This window comes from Streptomyces sp. NPDC002734 (genome assembly GCF_040295685.1).
Taxonomy (GTDB): domain Bacteria; phylum Actinomycetota; class Actinomycetes; order Streptomycetales; family Streptomycetaceae; genus Streptomyces.
Genome location: NZ_JBEOVU010000026.1, coordinates 76,380 through 101,336, shown reverse-complemented (window position 1 = coordinate 101,336; position 24,957 = coordinate 76,380). Strand labels below are relative to the sequence as shown.

The following is a 24,957-nucleotide window of genomic DNA, read 5'->3' as shown; positions in this document are numbered from 1 at the left end:
CTGGCCCGGTGTCGGGCAAAGCCCGTGGACGGGGCCGAGGGACGGGCGGTGCGCAGTGCGGCGGCAACGGGTGGAGGGGCGACGGCCGGCCCACCGGCCCTCGTCAGGGCGTCGGGACCCGGCCCGGACACGCCTCCTGGCCGCCGTGGCCGTTCCGGTGATCGTCGCCGCCGGCCTGGGCCTCAGAGCCGTCGCGACGGGCGACCTCGCCAAGTACGGCGGGGACACCCTCTACACCCTGCTGGTCCTCGCGCTCGTCGTCCTGGCCGCGCCCCGGACGAGCCCGTGGAAGGCCGCCACGGTCGCCCTGGCCGTCAGCTGGGCCGTCGAGTTCTCCCAGCTCACCGGCGTGCCCGCGGAGCTCTCCCGGCACAGCGTCGCCGCCCGCCTCGTCCTCGGCTCGACCTTCAACGCGCCGGACCTGTTCTGGTACGTCGTCGGCGCGTCGGTCGGCTGGCTCGCGGTCGCCGCGCGCCGGAGGCGACACCGGCCGGGCCGCGGCGATGATCATGGGATGCTCGCGTCATGTTCCCAGTCGAGTTCTTGTGTTCACGAGTAAGAGGTCCTTCGAAGGGCCTCCCAGGATGTGACCGGCGGGGCAGAGAGCTCAGTTGGCGGCCAGGGCTGACAGCCGCGATATCAGATCCGACATGACAGCGAGCGGCAGCGAAGGATTGGCGGCTGCCGCCTCCACCACCTGCCAGTCGGCGTCGGTGAGAAGCTCTTCGATGATCGGCGGCGGAAGTGCCGCATGACTGGCGGCTATAGGCCTCGCCTGTGCGTCTGCCAGGCAGGCGAGCAGCGCCGGTGCCGACGCATTGCGATGCCGGGCGATCTCGCGGAACGCCTTCTGCACCGATGGTTCGTGCCGGGCAAGGTCTTCCAGAAGTGCCGGAGTCGCGTCCGGATTGGAAGCCACCTTGGCGACGACCCGGACTCCGTGCCGGTCGAGCATGGTGCGCAGCTGGCCTTCCGAGAGGCCCGGGTGTGGAGCGATGGACTTGACTACCTTTGCGTCGGAGTCGGCGGCCAGCGCGTCGCGGGTAGCGGGTGGCACATCGCGGCGCTGGGCTACAAGCATCCGCGCGGCTGGGTTCGGTGATGCGGCGAGCTTCTCGACCTCGTCAGGGGATGCCGAGGCGATCCGCGGCAGCAGAGTGGCGCCGACCCTGGTAGCGCCGGCCAGGTGGGTCAGCACGTCGAGCGGTACGTGTGGGTTGTGGGCGAGCCTGCGCCGCACTTCGTGGTCACGATCGGTGGCCAGTACGCGGATCACGGCGTCGTCGATCGCCGGATTCTCGGCGAGGTCGGCTCGAACTCCGGGATTCGAATCCACGGCGAGCCGAGTGCAGATCTCCGATGGCAGATCGGGGCGGCCGGCGAGCGCCCAGCGCAGCAGCAGCGAAGGGTGGTCGACGAAGCCGATGACGGCTTCAGTGGGTGTGGCCGGGTTCCGAATCGCCATCTGCTGCATGTCGTGTCTGGTGGACTCGTGGGAGCCGTCGCAGGAGGCACCGGACGGCAGATCGCAGTCGAGTCGCGAGCATTGCGGATCGTGCACGAACGGCGCCTCTTCACGGTCGCAGACCAGGCACCGCTGTGCGGGTGGCAGGCCCTCGCCGGTGAGCAGCGCCGCCAGTACGGCCGGTGGGGTCGCCTCGTTGGCCGCCACCGCGCGACGTACCTCGGCATGCGGATGCGCCGCGAGTCTGGTGGCCGTCTCCGGTGTCGTCCACAACGCGAGCTCCGCGACGACCTGAACGTCCGAGTCGGTGGCCAGCATCTCCACCACATCGAGCGGAAGGCCGGAGCAGGCGGCCAGCTTCTCCCGGCGCTCGACGACTGGATCTTCCGCGAGGAGACGCGCCCACTCCGGGCGTCCCGCACGCTCGGCAAGCAGGGCAAGCAGGGCAAGCAGGGCGAGCGCGGCGTCCGGCTGCGTCGCGGGATCAACGTCTGCGGCGGTCAGCAGGCCCGCGTACGCAAGCAACACAGCGCTTTCCCCGACACGCGAGGCCAGCACCATCGCCTGCGCGTGGCTGAGGTCGGCCCGATGCGCGAGGTCCGCAGCGATCTCGGCGTCCGCGACCGCGATCAGCCGGTCGACCAGCTCGGACGGCAGGCTTACGTTGGCGGCAAGCCCGCACAGAACATGGTTCACGGAGGCATCCTGCCTGGAACGTCACCGAATGGCTCCTGGATTTCGATGCCCGGGTGCTGTCGGTGGACAGGTGGCCCGGACCTGCGGTCGCAGGTGCCCGTCTGGTCGTTCTCCTCGGCCGGAGAGGCACGACATTGGCTGCTGCCTCCGCCGAGCTCTCGCTCAGATGGTGGCCCTGACGAGTGAGGACGGCGTTCGCGAGCGCGAGCTGAGTGACCTGGTGCCGGAGCGCCGTGATCTCGGCCCTCTGCGCGGCAGCGGTTCCCTTCAGGTCGGACACAGTCCTGCGGAGCCGCTTTTCCGATTCCGGGGGTTGCTTCGTCTCAATCCGGACGCGTTCGTAGAAGGTCGCTCTGCTCGCAGTTGAGCAGCGGGTGCCGCTCAGGCAGCCGTTCTGCGGCGAGCGGCGGAGTGCGCACCGGCATCGGGACCGGCAGGTGCGTTCAATCGGTAGGCCACGAACGCGGCGGGCCTGCGCAGCCCTTCCTCGGGCAGCCGGTGGAGCACCGCACGCCGAACGGTGTGCGGCTTGGCCTGTCTCGGCTCCGGCCACGAGAAGCTCGGTTGCGGCACAGCGGGCAGGGGCTTGCGCTTCCTCTGCCTGGACCCGGACTGCCAGGAACCATCGCGTGCGGCCGACCCCACCGTCCTCCCGCGTCGGCGCACGGTCGTCCAGCATGTTTCACCATCCATGTCCGTTGGCCTACGACCGAGGGCGGATGGGGCGGCCAGGAGTGCCAAGGTGGCGCGGGGCGGCTCTCTCAGGGCCACAACCCTTTCGCTTCCTCGGGAGTCCAGGGTGTGGTTCAGGTTGCCTAAAGGGATGGGTGAGGACGCATGGGGCGTGCGACACGGACACAGGTGCCGTCGACGCCGCGAGCGGGGGCGGGGCGTGGGGCCGGGCGTCCGTTCGGTCTGGCCGCCGCCGCTCTGGCCGCCGTGCTGCTGGCGGCGGGGTGCGGCGTCGGGAAGGACGCCGGGAAGGACCCTGCCGCCGGGCAGCGGGGCGGGACGCGGAGTCCGGCGGCGGGCGGGAGCGGGAAGGGGGCGCAGCCTTCGGCAGCGAACCCCTCCGGGGCGGCCCGGCCCGACGACTTCAACGGCGACGGCTACGACGACCTCGCCGCGGTGGTGGAGGACGGCACCGTGGTGATCGTCGACGGCTCGGCGAAGGGGCTGGACCCGGGTCGGCGCACGGTGGTGCCGAGGTCGCCCGACTGGACCTCCACGCTGGGGTACTGGCCCGTCCAGCTGTTCCGCGCGGATCTCGACAGCGACGGCTTCACCGATCTGTTGCGGGTCCCGGCGATGGAGCAGATGGGCAGGCCTGACGTGCTGTGGGGCGGTTCGCGGGGCCTCGGTGCCCCGAAGCCGCTGGCCGGGGCCGCGAAGAGCCTCACGGCCGTCGGGGACTTCGACGGGGACGGCCACGACGATCTGTTCCTTCCGGGCGGGGCCGAGGGGCCCGAGGGCATCGTGTGGTTCGGTCCGGTCGGGCGCGGAGGGGAACCGGCCCGCACGCAGGAGCTCAAGAACGGGCACTGGCCGGACTCGATTCCGGCCGGGGCCGTGGCAGGGGACTTCGACGGTGACAAGGCGACCGACCTGGCCCTGACGTTCCACGCGCTCGACCTCGAGTCGGAGGGCGACGGCGACGTACAGGTCAGCGGTCTGCAGTACCTGAAGGGCGGCCCCGGCGGGCTGAAGCTCGCCGAGCGTCGCGAGCGTCCGGAGATCGGCTTCCGGGGGACCCCCGCCGACGTGGACGGTGACGGGACCGACGACCTGTTCTCCGCACGCTTCGATCCGACCCGGAAGGTCCTGGGCGCGAGCTACTGGCTCAGCACCCGCTCCGGGCCCGAGACCGGGAAGCAGGACGGGGTGAGCGCCGCGCCGCCGCCCGGCCTGAAGGCGGGACTGCACTACTCCGGCATGGGCGGCTCAGCCCTCGGCGACGTCACCGGCGACGGCAAGCCCGACCTGGTCACGTCGGCGACCGGCGCCAACGACAACAACGGGGTGGTGTGGCTGGTCCCGAACTTCCTGGAGGGGGACGCCTCGACGGTGCAGGCGGTCACCCTCGACAGCCCCGGTGTACCGGGCAGCGACACCCCGGCCCCCGGCCGTGGCCCGACCCGCAACCGCATCTCCGTCATCGATCTCATCGACACCGACGGCGACCGGCACCTGGACGTCGTGTTCGGCTCCGCCGGCTTCCTGAACCCGAAGAGCAGGGACGTCGACGCGTTCTGGGTGATGCGGGGCACCGACGACGGCGTGCGTTACCAGCAGCACTTCACCACCGCCGACCTGCGCTGAGAACCGGAGGCCGGAGAGCCACGCGCGGGCAGGTCCCCTCGCCGACGAGGGGCTCAGTGGCAGCTGAAGGACTTGTTGGCGAGGCTCGTGCTCAGCGTGCAGACCTGGCCCCGCACCCCACCGTCCGTCCGGTGGAAGGTCAGGTCCCAGGTGCCGTTGACGTGCTGGAGCTGACCGTAGCCGTGGACCCCCTCCAGTCCCGCCGGAGGGTTCGATGGGTTCACCACCTGGGTGATCGACCGGTGGACGGGCTGCGGGGGCGTGCCGATCGGCTGGCCCGTGACGTTGCCGTCGATCGGTCCGCTGTCCAGCGGTGAGCCCGAGGAGCCCACGGTCAGCTGGGGCGGGCGGACGGTGTCGAAGTCGAGCATCTGGTAGAGGTGGACGTGCCCCGACAGCACCAGGCGCACGTTGTCCGCCAGGCGGTGCTGGGTGGTGCCGGCCACCGCCGCGTCGAGGACATGGGTCAGCCAGTTCACCGCGCCGGGGGCCTGCCCCGCCGCCTTCACCATCCACACCGGCTTGTGGGTGAGCAGGAAGAAGTCCTCGGCCGGACGCTGCCGCGCGGCCTGGTTCACGGCCTGGAACTGCGGGACGAAGGTGTTCACCTGCGCCGTGCTGCCGGTGTCGTTCGGGTCGGCGAACGAGGTGTCCACGGAGACGAGGTTCAGCAGACCGGCACGGATCGTGGCGGGCGGCGGGAAGCGGCTGCACGACCCGTTGGAGCGCAGTTCGTCGGCGAGGTACCGGAACCAGGCGTCTCCGGCGCCCCCGGCCTGTCCCGTGCAGTCCTCGTGGTTGCCCCGGGCCAGCACGACGGGGGCGGCGGCCAGCAGGGCCTCGGCGGGCCGGAAGAAGTCCGCCACCACACAGGCCCAGCTCGCCGCCTCGGCGCGCAGTGTGCACCCCGGGTTCCTGGCCTTGTCGTCCGCGCGGCTCGGGTCGTTGCGGTAGAGGTAGTCCCCGGTGTGGACCACGAGGTCGGGTGCTCCACGGGCGATGCTGTTCGCGATCGGGGTGAAGGGCCAGGCGGTCGCGCAAGACTGTGCCGGCTCCGCCGTGTTCACCGGCAGTTCGCAGCCGGTGTCACCGATGACGTCGACCGTGCGGGGACGGGTGGTCGCGGTCCACCTCGGCAGCGGCAGGCGACCGCCCGCCGGATGGAGCGTCGCCGCCTGCACCGTCGTCAGGTCGAGCTGCGCGTTGCCCGCCCCGAGGGGCACCGGTGTCTGCGCGCCCGACTCGCAGACCGTGGTGGGGAAGTGCGACCCCGTGGGAGTGCTCACCCGCCGCAGCGTGACGGTCACCTGGGCGCCCAGGGTGTAGCGCAGGGTGGGACACGTCTGGCTCGGGTCGGTGGACACGTAACGGACCTGGGTGCCGTGGCTGGTCAGCTGGGTCCACGCCCAGGCATCGCCACCGGGTCCGCCGCCACCGGGAGGAGGCGTCGGGCTCGGCGAGTGGGGCGGCCTCGGGTGGTGGGGCGGCTTGTGGTGCGGGGGCTTGGGATGGGGCGGCCCGTGGTGCGAGGGCTTGGGGCGATGCGGCTTGTGGTGCGAGGGCTTGTGGTGCTGGGGCGGCTCGGGGTGGTGGTCGTGCGGCGAGGGGCGCGGGTGAGGAGCGGGCCCGGGTGGCGCGGTCCGCCCGGGGGGCGGGGGCTCCGCTCCTCCGGGCGCCCGTACCGAGGCCGTCGGGGCCGCCGTGGCCGAGACCGCCGCGGCCACGACACTCGCCACGGCAAGGGCAACGATCCGGTGCATCATGTGTCGGCTCCTCCGTCGGCACACCCCTGAGCAGCGACATCCCGTCGCCGAGGTCCACTTCCGACAGCGTCACCGACGCCCTCCGCGCGTGCACCAGCACGAGGACAAACGGGCTAGCGGGGCGGCGGCGGGGCGCGTCACGACGACTCGTCCGCGGCCGTCGCCACCCCGCCCGCTTGACCTCAAGCGCGCTTGGGTTCCTAGGTTCGTGACTGCGCCGCGGGCACCCGCCGGTGGCGTCCACGTCCAGGAGGTCCGCCATGACCGAGCGCAGCGACTCCGCCGAGATTCCCGACCGTTACCGCCATGCCGTGATCCCGCACATCATGGTCGACGACGCCGCCGCGGCGATCGACTTCTACCGGCGGGCCTTCGGGGCCAGGGAGGACTTCCGGATCGACGCCCCGGGCGGCGGCGTCCTGCACGCCGAGATCAGCATCGGACCGTCCACCCTGATGCTGGGCGACGCCAGTGTGGAGGAGGCGGAGACCGCGTCCTTCGCCGCACCCGCCTCGCTGGGCGGGGGCACGTCCGTCACGCTGCACGTCTTCGTGCCGGACGTCGACAGCCTGGCGCAACGCGCGGAGGCAGCCGGGGCCGAGATCCTCCAGCCGCCGACCGACATGTTCCACGGCGACCGCACGGTCATCCTGCGGGATCCGTCCGGTCACCTGTGGGTGTTCCTGACCCACCAGGAGGACGTACCGGAGGCCGAGCTGCGCCGCCGCCTCGCCGCGTCCGCCTGAACCGGACCGGACCGGACCGGCGCCGCCCACTCCTCGCGCGGCGCCTCACCACGCGAGGTAGACAGTGTCTACGCGGCGGTGGTAGACACTGTCCATGTCTGGTGAGGGCTCCTTGCGGGAGCGGTTGATCGACGCCGGGGTGGACCTGGTGCTGGCCGAGGGGTCCGCGTCCGTGGGGCTGCGGGAGATCGCGCGCCGGGCGGGGGTGTCGCACGGTGTGCCGCGCCGCTGGTTCCCCACGCATCACGCCTTGTTGTCGGCGATCGCCCGACGCGGCTTCGAGGACCTGGGCGCCTGGTTCGTGGCGGCGGCGGCCGACGAGCCCACGCCGCGCGCTCAGTTGGAGGCGATCGCGCGGACCTACGTCAGGTACGCGCTCGAGCGGCGCGGCATGTTCGAGCTGATGTTCCGCCACGAACTGCTGGACAGCACGTTGCAGCAGGCGGCCGGGGAACAGCCGCGGCTGCGCGAGGCGACCCTGCCGATGTTCCAGCACTTCACGCGGATGGTCGCCTCGTGCCGCCCGGGGCAGGAGGCCGAGGTGACCGCGGCCGCCCTGTGGGCCAACCTGCACGGCGTCGCGCAGCTCTGGGCATGGGGGAGCCTGCAACTCGTGCTCGACCAGGAAGGGTTGGCGGCCGAGGAGCGCGACCGGCTGGTCATGGCGGTGCTGGACGCCCACCTCGGACCGGTGACCTCGTGACGGCGGTGACCACGCCGCTGCGGCGGCGGCTCGCTCTGGCGGTCAGCGTGGCCGGGGCGATGATCGTCGCACTCGACGGCAGCGTCCTGCTCGTCGCGCAGCCGAGCCTGGCGGCGGACCTCGGTGCGAGCGTGGCGCAGGTCCAGTGGACCAGCACCGGCTACCTCGTGGCGGTGGCCGCCCTCCTGGTCGTCGCGGGGCGGCTGGGGGACCGGTACGGTCACCGGCGCCTGCTGCTGGCGGGGGTGCTCGGATTCGGGGCCGCCTCGGCGGGCATCGCGCTGGTGCCGGGCGTGAACGGGGTGATCGCCCTGCGCGTGGTGCAGGGCGTCTGCGGCGCGCTGTTGCAGCCCGCGACGCTCGCGCTGCTGCGGCTGAGCTACCCGCCGGACCGGCTCGGCACGCCCATCGCGATCCGCACCAGCGCCATCGCCGTCGCCGCGGGGGCCGGACCGCTCCTGGGGGGTGTCCTGGTGGCCCACCTGGGCTGGCGGTCGGTGTTCTGGATCAACGTGCCGGTCGCGCTCCTCATCGCCGCCCTGGTCCTCGCCGTGCGCACGCCGGTGCCGGTGCCGCTGCCGAAGCCGACGTCGGCGCCGGACCGGGCTCGGACGGAGCGGCTGGACCTGGCCGGGGCCGGGCTGCTCGCCGTCGCCCTCGCGGTCCTGGTCCACGCCCTGGCCGGGGTGCCCGAGCGGGGGTGGTGGGCCGCCCCGACGCTGCTCGAACTCCTCGCCGCCTGCGGGGTGGGTGCGGTGTTCGCGCGGCACGAACGCCGGGTGGCCGATCCCGTCGTGCCGCCTGCCGTGCTGCGGTCCGTGCCGGTGACGGCCTCGCTCGCGTTGCTGCTCGTCACCAACACCGGTCTGTTCGGGACGCTCTTCCGGGCCACGTTCCACCTGCAGGACGAACTCCGTCTCGACCCGCTCGTCACCGGGCTCCGGCTGGTGCCGTTGACCGCGTGCATGATCCTGGGCGCCCCCGTGGCGAGTGCCGCCATGCGGCGGTTCGGGGTGCGCGGCACCGCGGTCGCCGGCTCCGGGCTGGTCGTCGCGGGGATAGCGGCGCTGTCCGTGCTCGGTCCGGCGGGCACCTGGGCGGGCATGGCCGTGCCCTTCGCGGCGGTCGGGGCCGGGTGCGCCACCGTGATGGTCACCGCGACCGGAACCGTGGTCGCCGGCGCGCCGCCCGGGTACGCCGGGGTGGTGGGCGGGCTGAAGCAGACAGCCATGAACGTCGGGCCCACGCTCGGGATCGCCGTCGCCGCCGGGGTCGCCGGGACGGCGTTCTCCTCACTGAGCTCCACGCTCCTGCTCCTGGCGGCCCTCACCGCCCTCGGCCTCCTGGCCGCGTCGCGGCTGCCGCGAACGGTGACCGGGGCGGACACGGCAGACGCGGCGGCCCTGCCCGCGCCATCCGCCGCCAAGTCCGCCGCCAAGTAGGCGGAGCGGAGCCGTTGTCAGTGGCGCGGGGCAGGATCAGCGCGTCAACTCGACGGAGGGAGTGCGGCGTCATGCCGATCGGGAACCAACAGGTGGCGGGTCATGCGTTTCTCGCGCAGATGACGGACCCGTACTACCCGCAGCCCGTCGTGGACAAGGGCAGGGCGGTCCTGCGGCGGCTGTGTGAGCGGATCGAGGTGGAGCGACCGTCCGACCTGGCCGCGCTGTACGCGCTCACTCATGCCGCGACGGAGGAATTCAACGTGCTGGAGGAGGAGTTCACGGCAGCCGGGAGCGAGATCGAGACCATCGCACGCGAAGTGATCGCCGAGGACTTCTGGTTCGTCGCCTCGGCCTACGGGTTCACTGACGCGGACGTGGAAGAACTGATCGCCACGCGGGACTGGTGACGCGGGAGCCCCGCCGCACGTCTTGTCCGCCCCGCTGGGACGATGGCTCCGTGAACCACTCCTCGGGCGCCGGTGCCGGACCTGGGCATGAGCGGCAGCGTGCCGTGGAGCCCCGGCGGGCCGAGTCCGGCCGGTGGCCCGTGCTGGAGGCCGCCCTCGCCGTGGTCAACCGTGACCTGTCGGCGACCTTGCCGGGGCAGGACGAGCTGGTCCTGGTGGTGGCACCGTCCGGGGGTCCCCCGGGCCCTGACGGACGCGACCAGAAAGACGTCTACGTGGCGCTGCTGGACGGGCGTTGGCACGGAGATCGGGTGAACGCGGGGGATCCCGAGGCGGGGGACCCGCCGGAGCCGGAAGACCCGTCGACGGCCCTGGCCGTGGTCGCGGAGGCGGCGCAGGAGACCGTCATGGAGTTGCTCCGGAAGGTCTGGCCGACCTGCCCGGAGCACAGGACGGGCCTTCACTCCCGTCCTGCGGGGACCACCGACGCAGAGGAGACCCGAGCCGCCGGCGTCACCGGTCCGCCGGTCCGGCGGTGCGGGGGCGGCCGGGACGGGGAGTCGCACGATGTCGCCGTGGTGGGGGAGTTGGCGGCCCGTCGGCCGGATCAGCGCGACGAGTGACCGGCGCTGAGGCCCCCGCGTCGCAGGCAGCCGCCCGGCCGCGAACCCCGCTCACTCCCGGGCCCCCGCGGCGAGGAGCACCGCGACGGTCTCCGGGTGGGGCCCGGCCCGCGCCCACTCGAGCGGGGAGCGGCCCGTGCCGTGGTCCTCGCGGAGGCCGGGGTCGGCGCCGTGGGCCAGCAGGGCGCGCACCGTGTCGGTCTCTCCCCAACAGGCGGCCGCGCACAGCGGCGTGCCCTCGGAGCCGTGGCCGCTGCTCTCCGCGTTCGGGGAGGCTCCGGCTGCCAGCAGAGTGAGGACGGCGTCCACGGCTCCGGCGACCGACGCGGCGTACAGGGGCGTGGTGCCCTCGGCGTCGGGGCCGTCCGGGTCGGCCCCGCTCCGCAGCAGGGCGCGGATGCGGACGCCGTCGCCGAACGTCGCCGCGCCGACCAGGCGCCTCGCCAGCTTCTTCCGTCGGCGATGGTTCACGGCAGGAGGCTCCGGCCCGACTCCAGCGCGGTGACGTGGGCGACCACCGCGCCGGCGCCGTCCTCGGCGGCCACGCGGGAGGCGAGCGCGGCGGCGCGGCGGCGGTAGGACGGCTCCGACAGGCAGGCCGTGATCCCTGCGGCGAGGGACTCGGCGGTGAGTTCCTGGAACGGCAGGGGCGGCGGGGCGACGCCCAGGCCGTGCAGGCGGGCGGCCCAGAACGGCTGGTCGGTCAGAACCGGCACGGGCAGCGCGGGGACTCCGGCCCGCAGCCCGGCCCCGGTGGTGCCGGCCCCCGCGTGGTGGACGACGGCCGCGGTGCGGGGGAACAGCCAGTCGTGGGGGAGGTCGCCGACGGCCAGGACGTCGGGACCGGTGGGGCCGCTGCCGCCCAGCCCGGCCCACCCGGCCTGCACCACGGCGCGGACGCCCGCCCGCTCGACCGCCGAGGTCACCAGCTCGCCGAGCCGTTCCCCCTCGCCCGGCGCCATGCTGCCGAACCCGATGAACACCGGCGGCGGGCCGGCCTGGAGGAAGTCGACCAGCTCGGCCGGAGGCCGCCAGTCGTCCGGCCGGGCTGGCCACCAGTAGCCGACCACCTCGGCCCGGGTCGGCCAGTCGGCGGGACGGGGAATCACCAGCGGGCTGTAGCCGTGGAAGACCGGCCCGGTGTCCTCCGGAGCGCCGTGACCGGTCTCCGGCAGGCCCAGGTGGGCGCGCACCCGCGTCACCGCGCCCGCGAACGCGGCCTCCGTCCGCCGCTCCACCGCCCGGCCCGCGGCGAGGTTGCCCCCGGGCTCCGTGCCGTCGGCGTCGCGAGCGCCGGGCAGCCGGAACTCGGCCGTGGCGAAGGACGGGACGAGGTGGGTGCCGACGACGGGCACGCCGAACGCCGCACCGGCGGTCCGGCTGAGCGGGGACGGGCCCTGGGCGGTGAGGACCAGGTCGGTCCCGGCCGCCACGGCATCCGCCACGCCCTCGGCGAGTCCGTCCGCGTAGGCCCTGGTCAAGGCCCTGGCCTCGTCCCGCGTGGCCGCTCGTGACCAGCCGCGGAGCAGTTCCTGCGGGTCTCCCGGGACGGGCCGCAGGCCGAGGCCGCACCCGTCGATCAGCGAGGCGAAGGACGGGTGGGCGGCCAGGGAGACCTCGTGTCCCGCGTCCCGCAGTCGTCGTCCCAGGCCCGTGAAGGGCGCGACGTCTCCCCGCGAACCGGCGGTGACGATCAGGATGCGCATGCGCCGATTCTCCTCCGTGGCGTCACCGGGCCGTCGGGCGCCCCGGCGGGGAGGGGGCGACGCGCCGAAGGCCGTGGTGGGGGCCGTGGCGGAACGGTGACCGTCGCTCGTCCGTTGGACGGGCATGACGGTGACCATGCGAGCGGGATACGAAGGCACCGGGCCGGGGCCGATCACGCCGGACGGGTGCGCGGTCGAGCTGTACAGCCGGCTGCCGGTCGGCGACGAGCCGGACATCGTCGCCGGGGCCGTGCCGGAGGGCGCGCGCGTCCTCGAACTGGGCTGCGGGGTGGGCCGGATGACCCACCCGCTGGTGGAGCGGGGCTTCACCGTGACCGCGGTGGACGAGTCCCAGGCCATGCTCGACCGGGTCCGCGGGGCGCGCACGGTCCGCAGCCCGATCGAGGACCTCGACCTGGGCGAGCGGTTCGACGTGGTGATGCTGGCGTCGTTCCTGGTGCACGCGGGCGACCTGGACGTGCGGCGCGAACTGCTGCGCACCTGTGTCCGGCACCTCGCGGAGGACGGCTGCATGCTGGTCCAGCGCGAGGGGGAGGACTGGCACGAGCGGGTGCCGCGCGAGCGGGTTGACCCGGCCGGGTTCACCGTGCGGATGGTGTCGGCGGAGCCGGTGGGCGACGGCGTGAACTCGGTGCGTGCGGAGTACGAGTTCCCCGACGCGACGTGGACGCAGACGTTCCTGTCCCGGCCGCTCACACGGGAGCAGTTCGAGGGCGCGCTCGCCGAGGCGGGGCTGCGGGTGGACCGCTACCTGACCGAGGACCGCACCTGGGTGCGGGCGGTCGCCGGGCCCGCGTAATCCTCGGCCTCATACCGTGGGTCCGACTTCGGCGGAAGACGCATGTCCGCCAGAGGGCGCTCACCACCGGCCCGAGGGAGGCGAACTGCATGGACACATCAACTCGGCCTGCCTGTAGGGGACTTGGGGCCAGGCGGTGGCCGGCCCGGCGATGCCTCCCGTGGGCACATCCGGCCAACATGGGCCCCGCCCGGGGGGGAAGATTGAATTCCGCAGTGGGCGTCCCTATGCTCCTTCTGCAAGATCAACAACAATGTGTTGTGCATTCCTGTCAGGGGGGACCTGAATAAATGCAGCGATTCAAGCGGAATTCTCTGCGCGCGGCGACCATGGTCGGTGTCGCGGCGACGTGTGCGGTTCTGGGGGTCGGTCAGGCGTTCGCCGGCACCGACGTGACGGTCAAGTCGCGTGTTCAGCTCGCGAACGGCCAGTCCCAGCTCGTCGCCACCGGCATCTTCCTCCACGACGGTGACGACTGGCAGATCTGTGACAACTCTGCCGACGGTGACCGTGCCGTCATCGCCGTCTCGTGGCACACGCCGGACGGCGACCTGCGCACGAGCACGACGTCGAACACCGGCGGCGCCGGGACCTGTGTGACGGCGGGTTACGGCGTCGACATCGCTGAGGGGCAGGAGGTCGTGGTGCAGGTGTGGCACCAGGACGGGGCCGACGGCATGCCCCAGGACATCGCCCGGGGGATCGGGTACGCCTGAGCAGTGCGTGCCGGTTTCCGTGAATTGACGGCCCGGCGCTGATTTCCGTGACGGCCCGCCGAAGTATTTCGGCGGGCCGTTTCGCGTCGTCGCCCGAGGGAGATCCGGAATTGGCCGTGGTCGGTGATATTCGGGCTTCCGCTCTTTCCGGACGCGATGAACGCTTTCTGTATTGATCCGGATTGAGTGTCGGCTGCCCGTTGGCGAACAGTCCGCCTTCGCCGTCGCCCCGGACCCCGTACACCTCCGGCCCGCGGACCGTGAGCGTGCGGCCCGATGCGGGAACCGTGCCGGTTGCCTCGTCAACACGCGTCATGTGCAGGCGAGTTGGGCGCAGTGCGGTCTATACGCGTAGACGTCTCGTGTTCCATCATGGTCGCGATCCACCCGCACGCTGTGCCGGTCGCCCCTCACGCGGCCGGTCTCCCTGGCGTGCCCTGGAGTCCCAGGGTGCCCCACTCCCTCAGGAGGACGTCTTGTCTGTCAGACAGCAGGTGCGCACGGTCCTGTGCGGCGCGGCCCTCGCCGGCCTCGTGCTCACCACCACTCAGGGCATCGCGACGGCGGCGCCCGTGCCGGGCGGCGGGGCGAAGGTCTCGCCCGTACGCGCCGCCGAGGACGCCGCCGCACGGGCGTTGGCTCGTTCCCTCACCGACGACGCGTGGCGTGCCGAGATGAGCCGGGCCGTCGCGGACGGTGACGGCGTCGGGCTGAAGGCCCTTGCCGCCGGTTCGCGCACCGGCGCCGGCGCCGCGCTCGCCGCCGACGTGGCGCGTGCGGACCGGTCCGTCCTCGCGGCGAAGGGGCTGCCCGCCGACGTGGGGGGCCTCCTCACCGTCACTCCGGCCGGCGACTCCGGCTCCCGCCGCGCACCGCTGGTCGCCGTCGCCCCCACCGACGACGAGGCCGCCCCCGTCACCGCCTACGACAGCGCGGGCCGGGCGCACACCCTGGACGCGACCGAGGCCCCCGACGTCCCGGTGTACGTCGTCGGCGTCGACGGGGAGAAGGCCGTCGAGGCCGGGCTGGAGGTGCTGGAGCGCGAACTCGCCGCCGCCGGCGTCACCACGGCCGACGCGGCGGCGGCCGTCTCGGCGACCGGGGCGGCCTCGGCCGCCGCCACGGGCTACTGGACGTCCAGGATCACGTCGGTGTACGTCGCCGACGACAAGGAGACCTGGATCAAGGGCGACGCCGAGATCTTCAGCATCGTCAGCGGCTTCGGCCTCGACGGCAAGGTCCGCGTCGACACGGTGACCCACCCGTACCTCGACGACGCCGAGACCACGTACTACCCGAACCAGATCCTGGTCAACTGGTCGCAGTACAAGTACAACCTGGCCGACGTCGTGATGATGGAGGACGACGGGGACACCAACTACTCCTCCCTGGCGAAGGCGATCGCGGCCGCCCTGCTCACCATCGCCGACCTGGGTGCGTACGTTCCGCTGGTCGACCCCGTCGTGGACGCCATTCCGGCCTCCTTCTGGACCGACGACGCCGACTTCGTGGACGCCTGGTACACCCTGGCGCGTGAGACCACCGGCACGCGCAACGGCGCCGGCGGCAACGGGCGGTTCACCTTCGACCGGTACTGGGTCTCCGCCCTGTGACCCGAGCCTCGCGGAGGCCCGGCCCGCCTCCGCGAGGCCTCCCGCCGGATGAGAGAACCGCCGGGTGAGAGGACCGCCGGGGGTCACCGGGGTCCCGTGTTCCCCGACCGCTCCAACTGCCCCAACTGCACCGTATAAGAGTTGAGTTGCCCGTATAGGGCGCTCTTGACGGGGTTGGTCCCGTGGGGGAGCCTTGGCGTCGTGCCAGGGGGGCCAGGGGAGGTCTCCCGTGCGGCACGTTGCCGGGGGGCGCATGACCATAGGGGTGGTCGGCGGGACGGGGGCGCGATCGGGTGTCCGGCTGGACCTGCTGGAAGACGCGATGCGCAGACGTCTGGGCCGTGAATGCATCTACGTTCCGTCGTGCCGTCTCGGCCTGTACCTGGCGCTGCGGCGCTGGTGCCGGCCGGGAGGCAGGCTGCTGATGTTGCCGGTCAACGACGACGTCATCCTCTTCGTCGTGCTGGCGGCCGGACTGCGGCCCGTGCAGGCGCCGCTGGACCCGCGCGACGGGTCCCTCGACGTGGCCGCCGTCGACGAGGAGACCTGGCGCGGGCTGGCCGGCGTGCTGACCACGAACCTGTACGGGAACCCGGACCCGGCGCCCGCGCTCCGCGCGCGGTGCGACCGTTGGGGCATCCCGCTGATCGAGGACGCCGCGCACGCGATCGGCAGCGAGGTGGGCGGACGGCCGGTGGGGTCCTTCGGCACCGCGGCGGTGTTCAGCCTCTCCAAGCACGTGGGCGCGAAGGCCGGGGGTTTCCTGGCCTTCGACGACGACCCGGCGCTGCGCGAGGAACTGGTCCGGGCGCGCGACGAGCTGCTGGAACCGTCCCGCTGGGCCGCCGAACTCGCCTACGCCGCACGGCCGTACGCGGAGGCGGCGGTGCGAGGACTGGGCCTGCGGCGGGCGGCCCGGTCCACCCTGCGGATGCTCGGACTGAGCGAACGCGACGGCATCCGGATGCCGTTGCGCGCCGGGGAGCTGGCGAGGGCGGCGGCCGGAGCCCCGGGGATCACCGCGCACCACTCGTGGGTGCGGGTCGACATGCACGACTACCGCCTCGCACCGGGCCCACTCCGCGTCCGCCGCATCACGCGAAGATTCGGCCGCCTCGACGACGTGCTGCACGCCCACCGCGAGGGCGCCGCACGGCTCCTGGACACCGAGTGGGCCGCCCCGCGCACCGCGACCGGGCCCGTCCAGCCGCTGTTCCGGGTGCCGTTGCTGGTCGACGACCGGGACGCCGCCGTCGCCGCGCTGGCCCGCCACGGCATCGTCACCGGGTACCTCTACGACCCCCCGCTGGACGACTACGCGGGCTCCGAGTTCACCGGTCTCTCGCCCCGGCCCGGTCCCGCCCGCCGCTTCGCCCGGCACGCGCTGCCGGTGGACCCGCTGCGCGCCGCCGAGGCGATCGCCGTGCTGCGGCGGGCCGGCGTGGCGCCCGCCGGGACGCCGGCCGCAGGGCGCCGTGACGCGGTCCCCGGGACGGAGGGCGGCGGTGGCTGACATCCAGGAGGCGGTCGACGTCACGGAGGACCCCGGCCGAACCCGGTGGTCTTCGCGGCGTCCGCGCCCGGAACGCGACGCGACGGGCGGCGACTCCCTGTTCAGGAACGCGTACTTCCTGATGCTCAGCACGGGCGTGTCCGCCGTGCTCGGCCTCGCCTTCTGGCTGGTCGCGGCACGTCACTACTCCCAGGAGGCGGTCGGCCAGGGCTCGGCCGCGGTCGCCGCCATGCGCCTGCTCGCCAGTATCACCGCCACCACCATGATCGGCGCCGTGGTCCGGTTCGTGCCGCGCGCCGGACGCGCCACCGGGTCGCTGGTGCTGCGCGCCTACGCCGTCAGTTCGCTGGTGGTGACCGTCGCCGGCGTCGTCTTCCTGCTCACCCTCGACCTCTGGGGGCCCTCGTACGCGCCGCTCGGCACACCGGTGGCCGGGGTTCTCTTCGTCGCCTCGTGCGTGGCCTGGGCGATCCTCACCCTTCAGGACGGGGTGCTCACCGGGCTGCGCGAGGCGGTCTGGGTGCCGCTCGGCAACGCGGTGTTCTCGCTGGGCAAACTGGTACTGCTGGTCGTCCTCGCCGGGGCGATGCCGGTGCTCGGCGTCTTCGTCTCCTGGGGCGCGGCGATCGCGCTGTCCACCGTGCCGCTCGGCTGGCTGGTGTTCCGGCGGTTGATCCCGCGACAGGCCGCCGCCGACGGTCACCGCCGGCCGCCCACCCTGCGGGCCGTCGGACGGTTCGTCGCCGGGGACTCCGTGGGCGCCATGTTCAGCCTGCTGATGATCAACCTGCTGCCGGTGATGGTGGCGGTGCGTCTCGGCGCGGCCGAGAACGGCTACTTCTACGTCGCCTACACCGTCGGCGGCACCATGGAGTTCCTCGCCATCAACATGGCGTCCTCGCTCACCGCCCACGCCTCCCGCGACGCCCGCGCCCTCGCCGACGGCGTGCGGGGGGCGTTGCGGAGGATGGCCGTGCTGCTGGTGCCGGTGGTGGCCGTCCTCACCCTCTTCGCGCCACTGGTGCTCGCCCCGTTCGGCGCGGACTACGCGGACCGGGGCTCCACGGTGCTACGGCTGCTGGCCGCCGCCGCACTGCCCCGGGTCGCCGTCGAGCTCTACATCGGGGTGCTGCGGGTGGCCGGCCGCACCGCGATGCTGGCCCTGGTGCAGGGCGTGATGTGCGTGCTGGTCCTCGGCTCCGCCGCCCTGCTGCTCACCCCGGCGGGCATCGACGGTGCCGGCTGGGGCGTGCTGCTGAGCATGACCGCGGTCGCGCTGCTGTGCGTGCCGGGGCTGCGGGCCGCGTTGCGGGGCGAGGAGGGCGAACGTCCGTCCGCCGCGCCCCGCTCCGCCGTGCGGGTCGCCCGCCGCAGGGCCGTCGCGCTGGTGCCGGCGTCGTCGTCCGGGCCGCGGGGGGAGCGGCGGCTGCGGGTCGCCCTGTGGTGGCTGCTGGGCTCCGCCGTCGTCTTCTACGCCGCCGCCCTGCGCCACCTGCCGTGGCTGGACGACGACCCGCGCGGCGCCGGGCGGGTCCGGACCGTCGACGGCGACCGCACCGCGGGGGAGGTGCTGGCCGCGCTGCCCGGCATCGCCCTGGCCGCCGCGGTGCTGATGCTGCTGGTGTACGTCGCCGCGCTGACCCTCCGCGCCCCCGCCGACGGCCCGCTCGCGGCCGCCGCGCTGGCCGCCCTCGTGCTCGCGCTCCACGCCGCGCCCGTGGCGCTCGGCGCGGAACCGCCCGCGGTGCGCGCCGGCTGGTGGCCGGGCCCGTCCGACGGCCCCCTCGGCGAGGTGGTGCTCTGGGCGTCGTACGCCCTCCTGGTGCTCGGCCTGGTTCCGCTGTGGCTGGTGCTGCGGTGGGTGCTACGGCTGCCGGCGGAGACCTGCTGGTGGCTGCTGTGGCCGGCCGCGGTCCTCACCTGGGCGGTGCGTCAGGCCCTCGCCCCCGTGGCGCCGGCACTCCTCGCCGCCCTGCTGCTCCTCGCCGCGGCGGGCGCCCTCGCCCGTCGAGGAGCGCGCGCCAGGCCCCCGGCCACCGGACCGCCCGCGCCGCGCGTACCCGGGCAGGGGAGAGGCGGCGACTGAACCACGGGGCGGGACCGACACGTCGGCGGGGGCGACCGACGTGACCGGACCGCCCGCGACCGAATCGACGGCGACGGAATCGACGGCGACGGAATCGACGGCGACCGAATCGACCGTGCTCGGCATCGACGTCGATCGGACGGACGGGACCTGTCCGGGACGACGCCCGGAGCCACACCGCCGTCACCGGTCCGGATCGACGCAACCGGGCGGGACGGAACACCAGCGAGGCCGACCAGCGGGAGCCGGCCACCGGAACGGAGCGGAACGGAGCGGAACGGCCCGGCCCGGGCGGTGCACCGGAACCGCGCCCGACCAAGGACGTGCCGACCAGCACGACCAGCACCACGCCGACAGAAGCCGCACCGACGACAGCCGCCGGGGGGACCGTGCGACCGACAGTGACGACGGGCCGGACAGCCGTGCCGGGCCCCGAGGGCGACAGACGCGACAGAGGCAGCGACACCGCAGGCGCCAGGGGCCCCGAGGGGGCCGGAGGCCCGCCGGAGGCCGCCGCGCCCGGCGGCACGGACCCCCGCGCGCCCCAGGCCGCCCCCCGGGGCCCCTCCGGCGGCCCCCACCCGCGCTCCACCGCGCGCCGCCGGTGGAGCGCCGTGTGGCCCGCCGGCCCTCTGGCCGCCGCGCTCGCCCTGTGGGCGTACGCCGTACGGGCCACCGACGTGACGACGCTGGACGACTTCGGCCTGGTCACCGCCGTGCACCCGGCCTACTGGGCGGGGCTCGCGGTGCTCGCCGCCGGGTTCTGGTTCACCGTCCGCCGCCCCGACCGCGCCGACGGCTGGTCCCTGGCGTACGTGCTCGGCCTGCTGGTCGTGCAGCGCGCCACCCAGGCCCTCGTCTACCCGACCCCGCTGTACGCCTGGGCGTGGAAGCACGACGCCGTCGTCGGCCACCTGCTGACCGACGGCGGCCTGCGGACCGGCGCGGAACTCGGCGACATGGCCGTCTACGACCAGTGGCCCGGCTTCTTCGCCGGCCAGGCCGCCGCGGTCCGCCTGGCCGGCGTGGAGAACACCCTCACCCTGATGAGCTGGTGGCCGCTGGTCTCCAGCGTCCTCGTGCTGGCCCCGCTGGTGCTGATCTACCGCACGTTCACCCAGGACCGGCGGCTGATCTGGACCGGCGTCTGGATCTTCTGCGTCGGCAACTGGGTCGGCCAGGACTACTTCTCGCCGCAGTCCCTCGCCCTCACCCTGCACCTCACGGTGATCGCCCTGGTGCTGCGCCGGTTCCCCGGGGCGCGGCAGCACGGCCCCCGGCAGGCCGTGTGGACCACGGTGCTGATCACCGTCATGATCCCCGTGGTGCTGTCCCACCAGCTCACGCCGGTGGTCCTGATCGTCTCGCTCGGCGTGCTCGCGCTCACCCGCCGGCACCGCGACCGGTTACCGTTCCTCGCCGCCGTCGCCCTCTTCGCCGCCTGGAACCTCACCGCCTCGCTGCCCTTCCTCTCCGCCGCGCTGCCCGAGATGCTCGCCTCCGTCGGCGACATCGGCGCCAACGTCGAGACGGGCTACGGCACCACCCCCACCGGGACCGGAGCCGTGACCGCCTCCTGGGCGGCGCGCGCCCTGTCCGGCACGGTGCTGCTGCTGGCCCTCCTCGGGGCGCTGCGCCGACGCGAACTGAGCCGTCACGCACGACCGTTGCTGCTGCTCGCCGGTGTCCCGCCGCTGCTGATCGCCGCCAACGGCTACGGCAGCGAGATGATCTTCCGGGTGCTGATGTTCATGCTGCCCGGCGCCGCGTTCTTCGCCGCCGCAGCGCTGCTGCCGCGGACCGGCGTCCCGGGCGGGACGATGCCGCGCCCGGCACCCGCGCGGTTCCTCTGGCTGCCACTGCCGGTGGTGCTGGCCACCACCCTCGCGTTCGTGCCTAGCTACGCGGGCAAGGACCGGCTGAGCTACTTCCCGCCCGCCGAGGCCGCCCTGGTCGGCGACCTCGTCGAGAGCGCCCCCGACGGATCCCTGGTCGCCGCCGCCAACCGCAACTACCCGCGGGCGTACGGGGACTACTGGCGGCTCGACCACTACTGGTTCCTGGAGGAGGACCGGGCGAAGGTCGAGCGGATCCTCGCGCGACCCGCCCGCACGCTCGCCCTCGACATGAAGGACGTCGCCGAACCCGGCCGGGCCTACCTCCTGCTCACCCAGGGACAGCGGGCCGACGCCGAGATGAACGGCCGGCTCACCGATGCCGAGTGGCGGCGCGTCGAGAAGTCCGTTGCCACCTCCCCGTACTTCCGGCGGGTGGCGCACAACCGGGCCGGCGCCGTGTACGAGCTGGACGTCCGGGCCGTCGAGGAGGACGCCCGATGACCGCGCGGGAACTGCTGACACGGATGCTGCCGCCCTTCGCGGGCTGGCTGGCCGTCGGCGCGCTCACCCTGCCCGACGGCTCCCCGGCGCGCGTCGCCGCCGTGGCGGTGTTCCTGGCGGCCGGCCCCGGCGCCGCACTGGTGCGCATCTGGTGGCCCGCGCTCAGCGTCCCGTCCGCCGTGGGGCCGGAGGACAGCTGGGACCCCCGCTTCGCCGGCCGGTCCGGCCTCCTGGAGCGGCTGCTCCTGGTGCCGCTGGTCAGTCTCGCCGTCGTCACCGTCACGGCCACCACCCTGCTGGCCGCGCAGGCCTTCAGCGGGCGGCGGGTGCTGCTGCTGCTCACCCTGATGACCATGCTCGCCGCGTACTGCCCGAGGACACGCCCGTCCTGACCCGAGGATGCCCGAGGAAGGCCGGTTTCGTGAGGTTCCCCCGTCGCCCCCGACCCCAGGCCGCCGACACCACCGCGGCCGACGACGCCGCCCCGGCCGACGACGCCGTCCCGGCCACGGACACGACCGCGGCTGCGGACACGACCGCGGGGATGGGCGCCACCACGGCAGCGCGGGCGGCGGGCACCCGTGGTCCACGCCACGCACGGCCGCGGTGGAGCGGCCCGCGCGGCCGCCGCCGGTGGTCCGTCCTCGCCGTCGCCGCGGTCTGCGCCTCGCTGCTCACCACCCTGGCCGTCAGGGCCGGCACCGACCGGCCCGACACCGGCCCGGAGTGCCGCGGGCCCGCCACCGGCCTCCTCGAGCCGCGCTGCGGCGCCTGGTTCGGCGCGTTCGTGCCGCACGAGAAGTCGAACCTGCGGGAGAAGGTCGAGGCGTACGAGCGGCGCGTCGGCCGCCGCCTGGACATCGTGTACACGTACCACGACATGTCCGAGGTGACCTCCGGCCGCCTGGAGGGGCAGCTGCTCACCGAGCAGGAACAGAAGCTCGGTGAGGACCGCATGCTGCTGCTCTCCTGGGAGAGCAAGGTCTGGGGCGGCACCAAGGCGGAGCAGCCCCGGTGGGCGGACATCGCCGCCGGGACGTACGACGCCGAGGTGATCGACGTACAGGCGCGCCGGATCAAGGAGTACGGCGAGGGCGGCGACGGGCGGAAGGTGTTCCTCTCCTTCGACCTGGAGATGGACACCCGGGTCCCGGAGAGCGGCACGGCCGGGGAGTTCGTCGCCGCGTGGCGCCATATCCACGACCGCTTCCGGCAGTTGGGCGTGGACAACGTCGTCTGGACGTGGATCACCACGGGTTACCCGGGACACCACGACCTGATCGAGAAGCTCTACCCGGGCGACGACTACGTCGACTGGATCGGCTACAACCAGTACAACTACTACAAGTGCCACGACACTCGGTGGATGTCCTTCGCGGAGACGCAGAGGTCGGTGCACCGCTGGATCCGCACCCACCTGTCCGACGAGAAGCCGCTGATGCTCTCCGAGTTCGGCTCCGCCTACGACACGCGGCGGCCCTCACGGCAGGCGGACTGGTACCGCGAGGTGCCGGACGTCCTCAGGGAACTGGACGGGGTGAAGGCCGCGCTCCAGTGGAACTCACGTGACCCCGGCCCGCACTGCGACCTCTCCCTGGCCGACCAGGACGCCTGGGATGCGATGCGGCGGCTGGCCTCGGACCCCTACCTCCACCAGCCGGCGCGGTGACGCCGTCCCCGGCGCCGGTCACCCCGCGAACTCGGGTCCCCGCACGGTGGCGCGGGCCCGGCGGTACCAGCGCCAGCCGACGGTGAGCACCCCGTCCCGGTACGGCGCGACCCGGGCGCCCTCCCCGCGCATCCACGCCTCGACGTCGGCGGCGGTGTGACCGCGCCGCACGATGAGCCGCGCCACGCGGTAGCGCTCGTCCCGCTGCGAGCTCAACGCGTGGCGGACCGCGGCCGCCGTCTCGTACCCGCTGAGCGCCGCCGCCCGGCGGACGGCCCGGCTGTTGTAGCCGTGGGGGTAGGCGAGGTGGCGGACCGTGTGCCCCAGGGTGTCCTCCAACACCCGCTTGGAGTCGCGCAGTTCGCGCTGCAGGGCGTCGCGGCCCAGGGTGTCCAGCTGGGCGTGGGTCACCGTGTGGGCGCCCACCTCCAGGCCGGCCTGCTCCAGCACCGGCGCCTCCTTCAGCCGCATCATCGGCGCGGGCGGCAGCAGGCTGTGGCCGGACGGGGAGATCGCCCCCGTGGTGAGGTAGGCGGTGCCCGGCAGGCGCCGCGCGGCGAGCGCCGCCGCCGTCGGGCCGGGCAGGTCCGCGAAGCCGTCGTCGAAGGTGAGGACCACCGGCCGCGGCGGCAGCGGAGCCCGCCCCGCCAGATGGTCGGCGAGCGCGCTCACCGTCACGGGGGTCCGGCCGCTGTCCACGACGGCGTCCAGGTGTGCCGCGAACTGCCCTGGAGAGACGGTGAATTCGGCGATCCACCCGGGTGGGTCGTCCATCACCGCGTGGTAGAGCAGCACCGGGACGGCGTCCGTTCGCGGAGCCCCCGCCGGGCTCACCGGGCGGTCACCGCCCGCCGCAGTGCGCGGCGCGCCCGGACGTAGCCCAGCGGCCCGTACAGCATGCCGCGGCGCTGGAGCCGGGAGAGCCGCCCGGGCCAGGGATGGTCGCGCCGGTCGTGTCCGCCCGGCGCCGTACCGCCGCCCTCCGTGCCCCCGTTGCCCTCCGTGTCCCCGCGGCCCGTGCCCCAACCGTCCGTGCCACCGTGGTCCGTGCCACCGCGGTCCGTGTCGCGGGCGGCGGTGAGCTGCCGGGCGTACGCGAGGCCGGCGGGCAGCCGGCGCAGCAGCGCGGGCAGGAGGGCGGGGCGGCGGACCATGACCGCCGTAAGGTAGGCCGTCAGCCCGGCGCCGTAGCCGAACGCCTGGTTCTCCAGGTCGCGCCAGGTCTCCCGGTGGTGGTGCCAGACCAGCGCCCGCGGCACGTACCGCAGGCGGTGGCCCTCGGCGAGCACCCGCACGAAGGCGTACAGGTCGTCCCCGCCCTTCGCCCGCGTGCCCGTACCGGTCGCCGGGTCGAAGCCGCCGACGGCGCGCAGCGCGGTGGTGCGGAACGCCATGGCCGCACCGGAGCCGAACCTCCCCGCGGTGAACGGGAACAGGGGCTCGTCGGCGGGCGGGTCGGCCGGGTCGTACACGCGGGGCGTGAACCCCTTCGCGAAGCCGCCGTTGCTCTCCAGCAGCACCTGGGCCGGGGTGCGCAGCCGGGCGGGGAGGATCAGCCCCGTCGTGCAGCCGAGGCCCGGGTCGAGGGAGAACGGGCTGCTCAGCTCCGTCAGCCAGCGCGGGTCGGCGACCACGTCGTCGTCGGTGAACGCCACGACGTCGCCCGAGGCCGCGGCCAGACCGGCGTTGTGCGCCCGCGCCAGCCCCGGCACGGGTTCGCGCACGTACCGCACGCGCTCCCCGTAGGTGCCCGCGACCAGCTCCCGGGTGGCCGCGGTGACGGGCGCGTTGTCCACCACGACGACGTCGAAGTCAGGGTGGTCCTGCGCGAGCAGTGAGTCGAGTGCCCTGGCCAGCTGCTCCGCCCTCTCCCGCGTGGCGACGACCACGGTGGTGCGGGGCGGCCGGCCCGGAGGGAGGCCGCCCTCCCGCGAAGGCGACTCCTCCCGCGAAGGCGACTCCTCCCGCGAAGGTGACTCCTCCCGTGAAGGCGACTCCTCCGGCGAGGGTGACGGCAACCGCCGCGCGGCCTCGGCGACCACGTCCCGGGGGTCGGCGTCCTCCGCCACCGTCACCAGCAGTGTTCCCACCGGCACGCCGCCGCGCCGGACCAGGGCGAACACCTCCCCGGGGCCGGGCGGCGGGCTGCCCGGGCCGGGGCGGAGCAGCGGCGGAGCGGCCCCGTCGCCGGCCTCCGCCGTCGCACCCAGTTCCAGCTCCGCCACCTGGACGGGGCGGACGGCCAGGAATCTGTCGATCTCCCGCTGTGTCGTACGGATCACGCGCGTCCCCCTTGTCGTCGCCTCCCGGTGCGGCCGCCTGAGCGCG

General features: G+C 74.0%; 21 protein-coding genes. 15 read left to right on the top strand and 6 right to left on the bottom strand.

The annotated features are described in order from the left end of the window. The first annotated feature begins 70 nt into the window (after positions 1-70). On the top strand, positions 71-559 hold the full coding sequence (locus ABT026_RS22600; protein WP_351116790.1) for a ribosomal maturation YjgA family protein: 489 nt from the start codon (positions 71-73) through the stop codon (positions 557-559). 48 nt (positions 560-607) lie between these two features. Here the strand turns inward: ABT026_RS22600 and ABT026_RS22595 are convergent, their stop codons facing one another. Next, positions 608-2,161: a hypothetical protein gene (locus tag ABT026_RS22595; RefSeq protein WP_351116775.1), complete on the bottom strand. Its 1,554-nt coding sequence runs from the start codon at positions 2,159-2,161 to the stop codon at positions 608-610. An 837-nt stretch (positions 2,162-2,998) separates the two neighbouring features. Between ABT026_RS22595 and ABT026_RS22590 the strand changes: the two genes are divergently transcribed. Next, a complete protein-coding gene (locus tag ABT026_RS22590; protein WP_351116773.1) occupies positions 2,999-4,480 on the top strand; it encodes an FG-GAP repeat domain-containing protein in 1,482 nt (493 codons plus the stop codon). Positions 4,481-4,533: 53 nt separating this feature from the next. Here the strand turns inward: ABT026_RS22590 and ABT026_RS22585 are convergent, their stop codons facing one another. After that, positions 4,534-5,844 carry a metallophosphoesterase family protein gene (locus ABT026_RS22585; RefSeq protein ID WP_351116771.1) on the bottom strand — a complete coding sequence of 437 codons (1,311 nt, stop codon included), beginning with the start codon at positions 5,842-5,844 and terminating at the stop codon, positions 4,534-4,536. Positions 5,845-6,503: 659 nt separating this feature from the next. Here ABT026_RS22585 and ABT026_RS22580 point away from each other — a divergent pair. From ABT026_RS22580 to ABT026_RS22560, 5 genes are all read left to right on the top strand, one after another. Then, positions 6,504-6,989 carry a VOC family protein gene (locus ABT026_RS22580; RefSeq protein ID WP_351116769.1) on the top strand — a complete coding sequence of 162 codons (486 nt, stop codon included), beginning with the start codon at positions 6,504-6,506 and terminating at the stop codon, positions 6,987-6,989. A 94-nt stretch (positions 6,990-7,083) separates the two neighbouring features. Further along, the gene (locus ABT026_RS22575) at positions 7,084-7,692 is read left to right on the top strand and encodes a TetR/AcrR family transcriptional regulator (RefSeq protein ID WP_351116768.1); all 609 of its coding nucleotides are present in this window, start codon (positions 7,084-7,086) and stop codon (positions 7,690-7,692) included. 5 nt (positions 7,693-7,697) lie between these two features. Next, positions 7,698-9,134: an MFS transporter gene (locus tag ABT026_RS22570; RefSeq protein WP_502968029.1), complete on the top strand. Its 1,437-nt coding sequence runs from the start codon at positions 7,698-7,700 to the stop codon at positions 9,132-9,134. Between the two features lie 71 nt (positions 9,135-9,205). Next, entirely contained in the window at positions 9,206-9,544 is a 339-nt protein-coding gene (locus ABT026_RS22565; RefSeq protein WP_351116766.1) for a DUF5713 family protein, read from the top strand. 50 nt (positions 9,545-9,594) lie between these two features. After that, entirely contained in the window at positions 9,595-10,167 is a 573-nt protein-coding gene (locus ABT026_RS22560; protein ID WP_351116764.1) for a hypothetical protein, read from the top strand. Positions 10,168-10,218: 51 nt separating this feature from the next. Here the strand turns inward: ABT026_RS22560 and ABT026_RS22555 are convergent, their stop codons facing one another. Together ABT026_RS22555 and ABT026_RS22550 are read right to left on the bottom strand one after the other, a co-directional pair. Further along, positions 10,219-10,638, bottom strand: coding sequence for an ankyrin repeat domain-containing protein (locus ABT026_RS22555; protein ID WP_351116763.1), 420 nt, complete (start codon positions 10,636-10,638; stop codon positions 10,219-10,221). Next, positions 10,635-11,873 carry a glycosyltransferase gene (locus tag ABT026_RS22550; protein WP_351116761.1) on the bottom strand — a complete coding sequence of 413 codons (1,239 nt, stop codon included), beginning with the start codon at positions 11,871-11,873 and terminating at the stop codon, positions 10,635-10,637. Before ABT026_RS22550 ends, ABT026_RS22555 begins: the two co-directional genes overlap by 4 nt. A 124-nt stretch (positions 11,874-11,997) precedes the next feature. Between ABT026_RS22550 and ABT026_RS22545 the strand changes: the two genes are divergently transcribed. From ABT026_RS22545 to ABT026_RS22510, 8 genes are all read left to right on the top strand, one after another. Next, positions 11,998-12,693 carry a class I SAM-dependent methyltransferase gene (locus tag ABT026_RS22545; RefSeq protein WP_351116759.1) on the top strand — a complete coding sequence of 232 codons (696 nt, stop codon included), beginning with the start codon at positions 11,998-12,000 and terminating at the stop codon, positions 12,691-12,693. 290 nt (positions 12,694-12,983) lie between these two features. Further along, positions 12,984-13,409: a hypothetical protein gene (locus ABT026_RS22540; RefSeq protein ID WP_351116757.1), complete on the top strand. Its 426-nt coding sequence runs from the start codon at positions 12,984-12,986 to the stop codon at positions 13,407-13,409. 476 nt (positions 13,410-13,885) lie between these two features. After that, a complete protein-coding gene (locus ABT026_RS22535; RefSeq protein WP_351116756.1) occupies positions 13,886-15,022 on the top strand; it encodes a DUF3103 family protein in 1,137 nt (378 codons plus the stop codon). Between the two features lie 253 nt (positions 15,023-15,275). Then, positions 15,276-16,535: a DegT/DnrJ/EryC1/StrS family aminotransferase gene (locus tag ABT026_RS22530; RefSeq protein ID WP_351116754.1), complete on the top strand. Its 1,260-nt coding sequence runs from the start codon at positions 15,276-15,278 to the stop codon at positions 16,533-16,535. Next, positions 16,528-18,621, top strand: coding sequence for a lipopolysaccharide biosynthesis protein (locus tag ABT026_RS22525; RefSeq protein ID WP_502968028.1), 2,094 nt, complete (start codon positions 16,528-16,530; stop codon positions 18,619-18,621). Before ABT026_RS22530 ends, ABT026_RS22525 begins: the two co-directional genes overlap by 8 nt. 614 nt (positions 18,622-19,235) lie before the next feature. Beyond that, on the top strand, positions 19,236-20,960 hold the full coding sequence (locus tag ABT026_RS22520; protein ID WP_351116752.1) for a glycosyltransferase: 1,725 nt from the start codon (positions 19,236-19,238) through the stop codon (positions 20,958-20,960). Further along, positions 20,957-21,352, top strand: a complete 396-nt coding sequence (locus tag ABT026_RS22515) for a hypothetical protein (protein ID WP_351116751.1) — start codon at positions 20,957-20,959, stop codon at positions 21,350-21,352. Before ABT026_RS22520 ends, ABT026_RS22515 begins: the two co-directional genes overlap by 4 nt. A gap of 29 nt (positions 21,353-21,381) precedes the next feature. Next, positions 21,382-22,629, top strand: coding sequence for a glycoside hydrolase family 26 protein (locus ABT026_RS22510; RefSeq protein WP_351116749.1), 1,248 nt, complete (start codon positions 21,382-21,384; stop codon positions 22,627-22,629). A gap of 18 nt (positions 22,630-22,647) precedes the next feature. Here the strand turns inward: ABT026_RS22510 and ABT026_RS22505 are convergent, their stop codons facing one another. Then, positions 22,648-23,403 carry a polysaccharide deacetylase family protein gene (locus ABT026_RS22505; protein ID WP_351116747.1) on the bottom strand — a complete coding sequence of 252 codons (756 nt, stop codon included), beginning with the start codon at positions 23,401-23,403 and terminating at the stop codon, positions 22,648-22,650. A gap of 56 nt (positions 23,404-23,459) precedes the next feature. After that, positions 23,460-24,911 (bottom strand): glycosyltransferase family 2 protein, encoded by a 1,452-nt coding sequence (locus tag ABT026_RS22500; protein WP_351116745.1) that lies wholly within the window; start codon positions 24,909-24,911, stop codon positions 23,460-23,462. Positions 24,912-24,957: the final 46 nt, after the last annotated feature.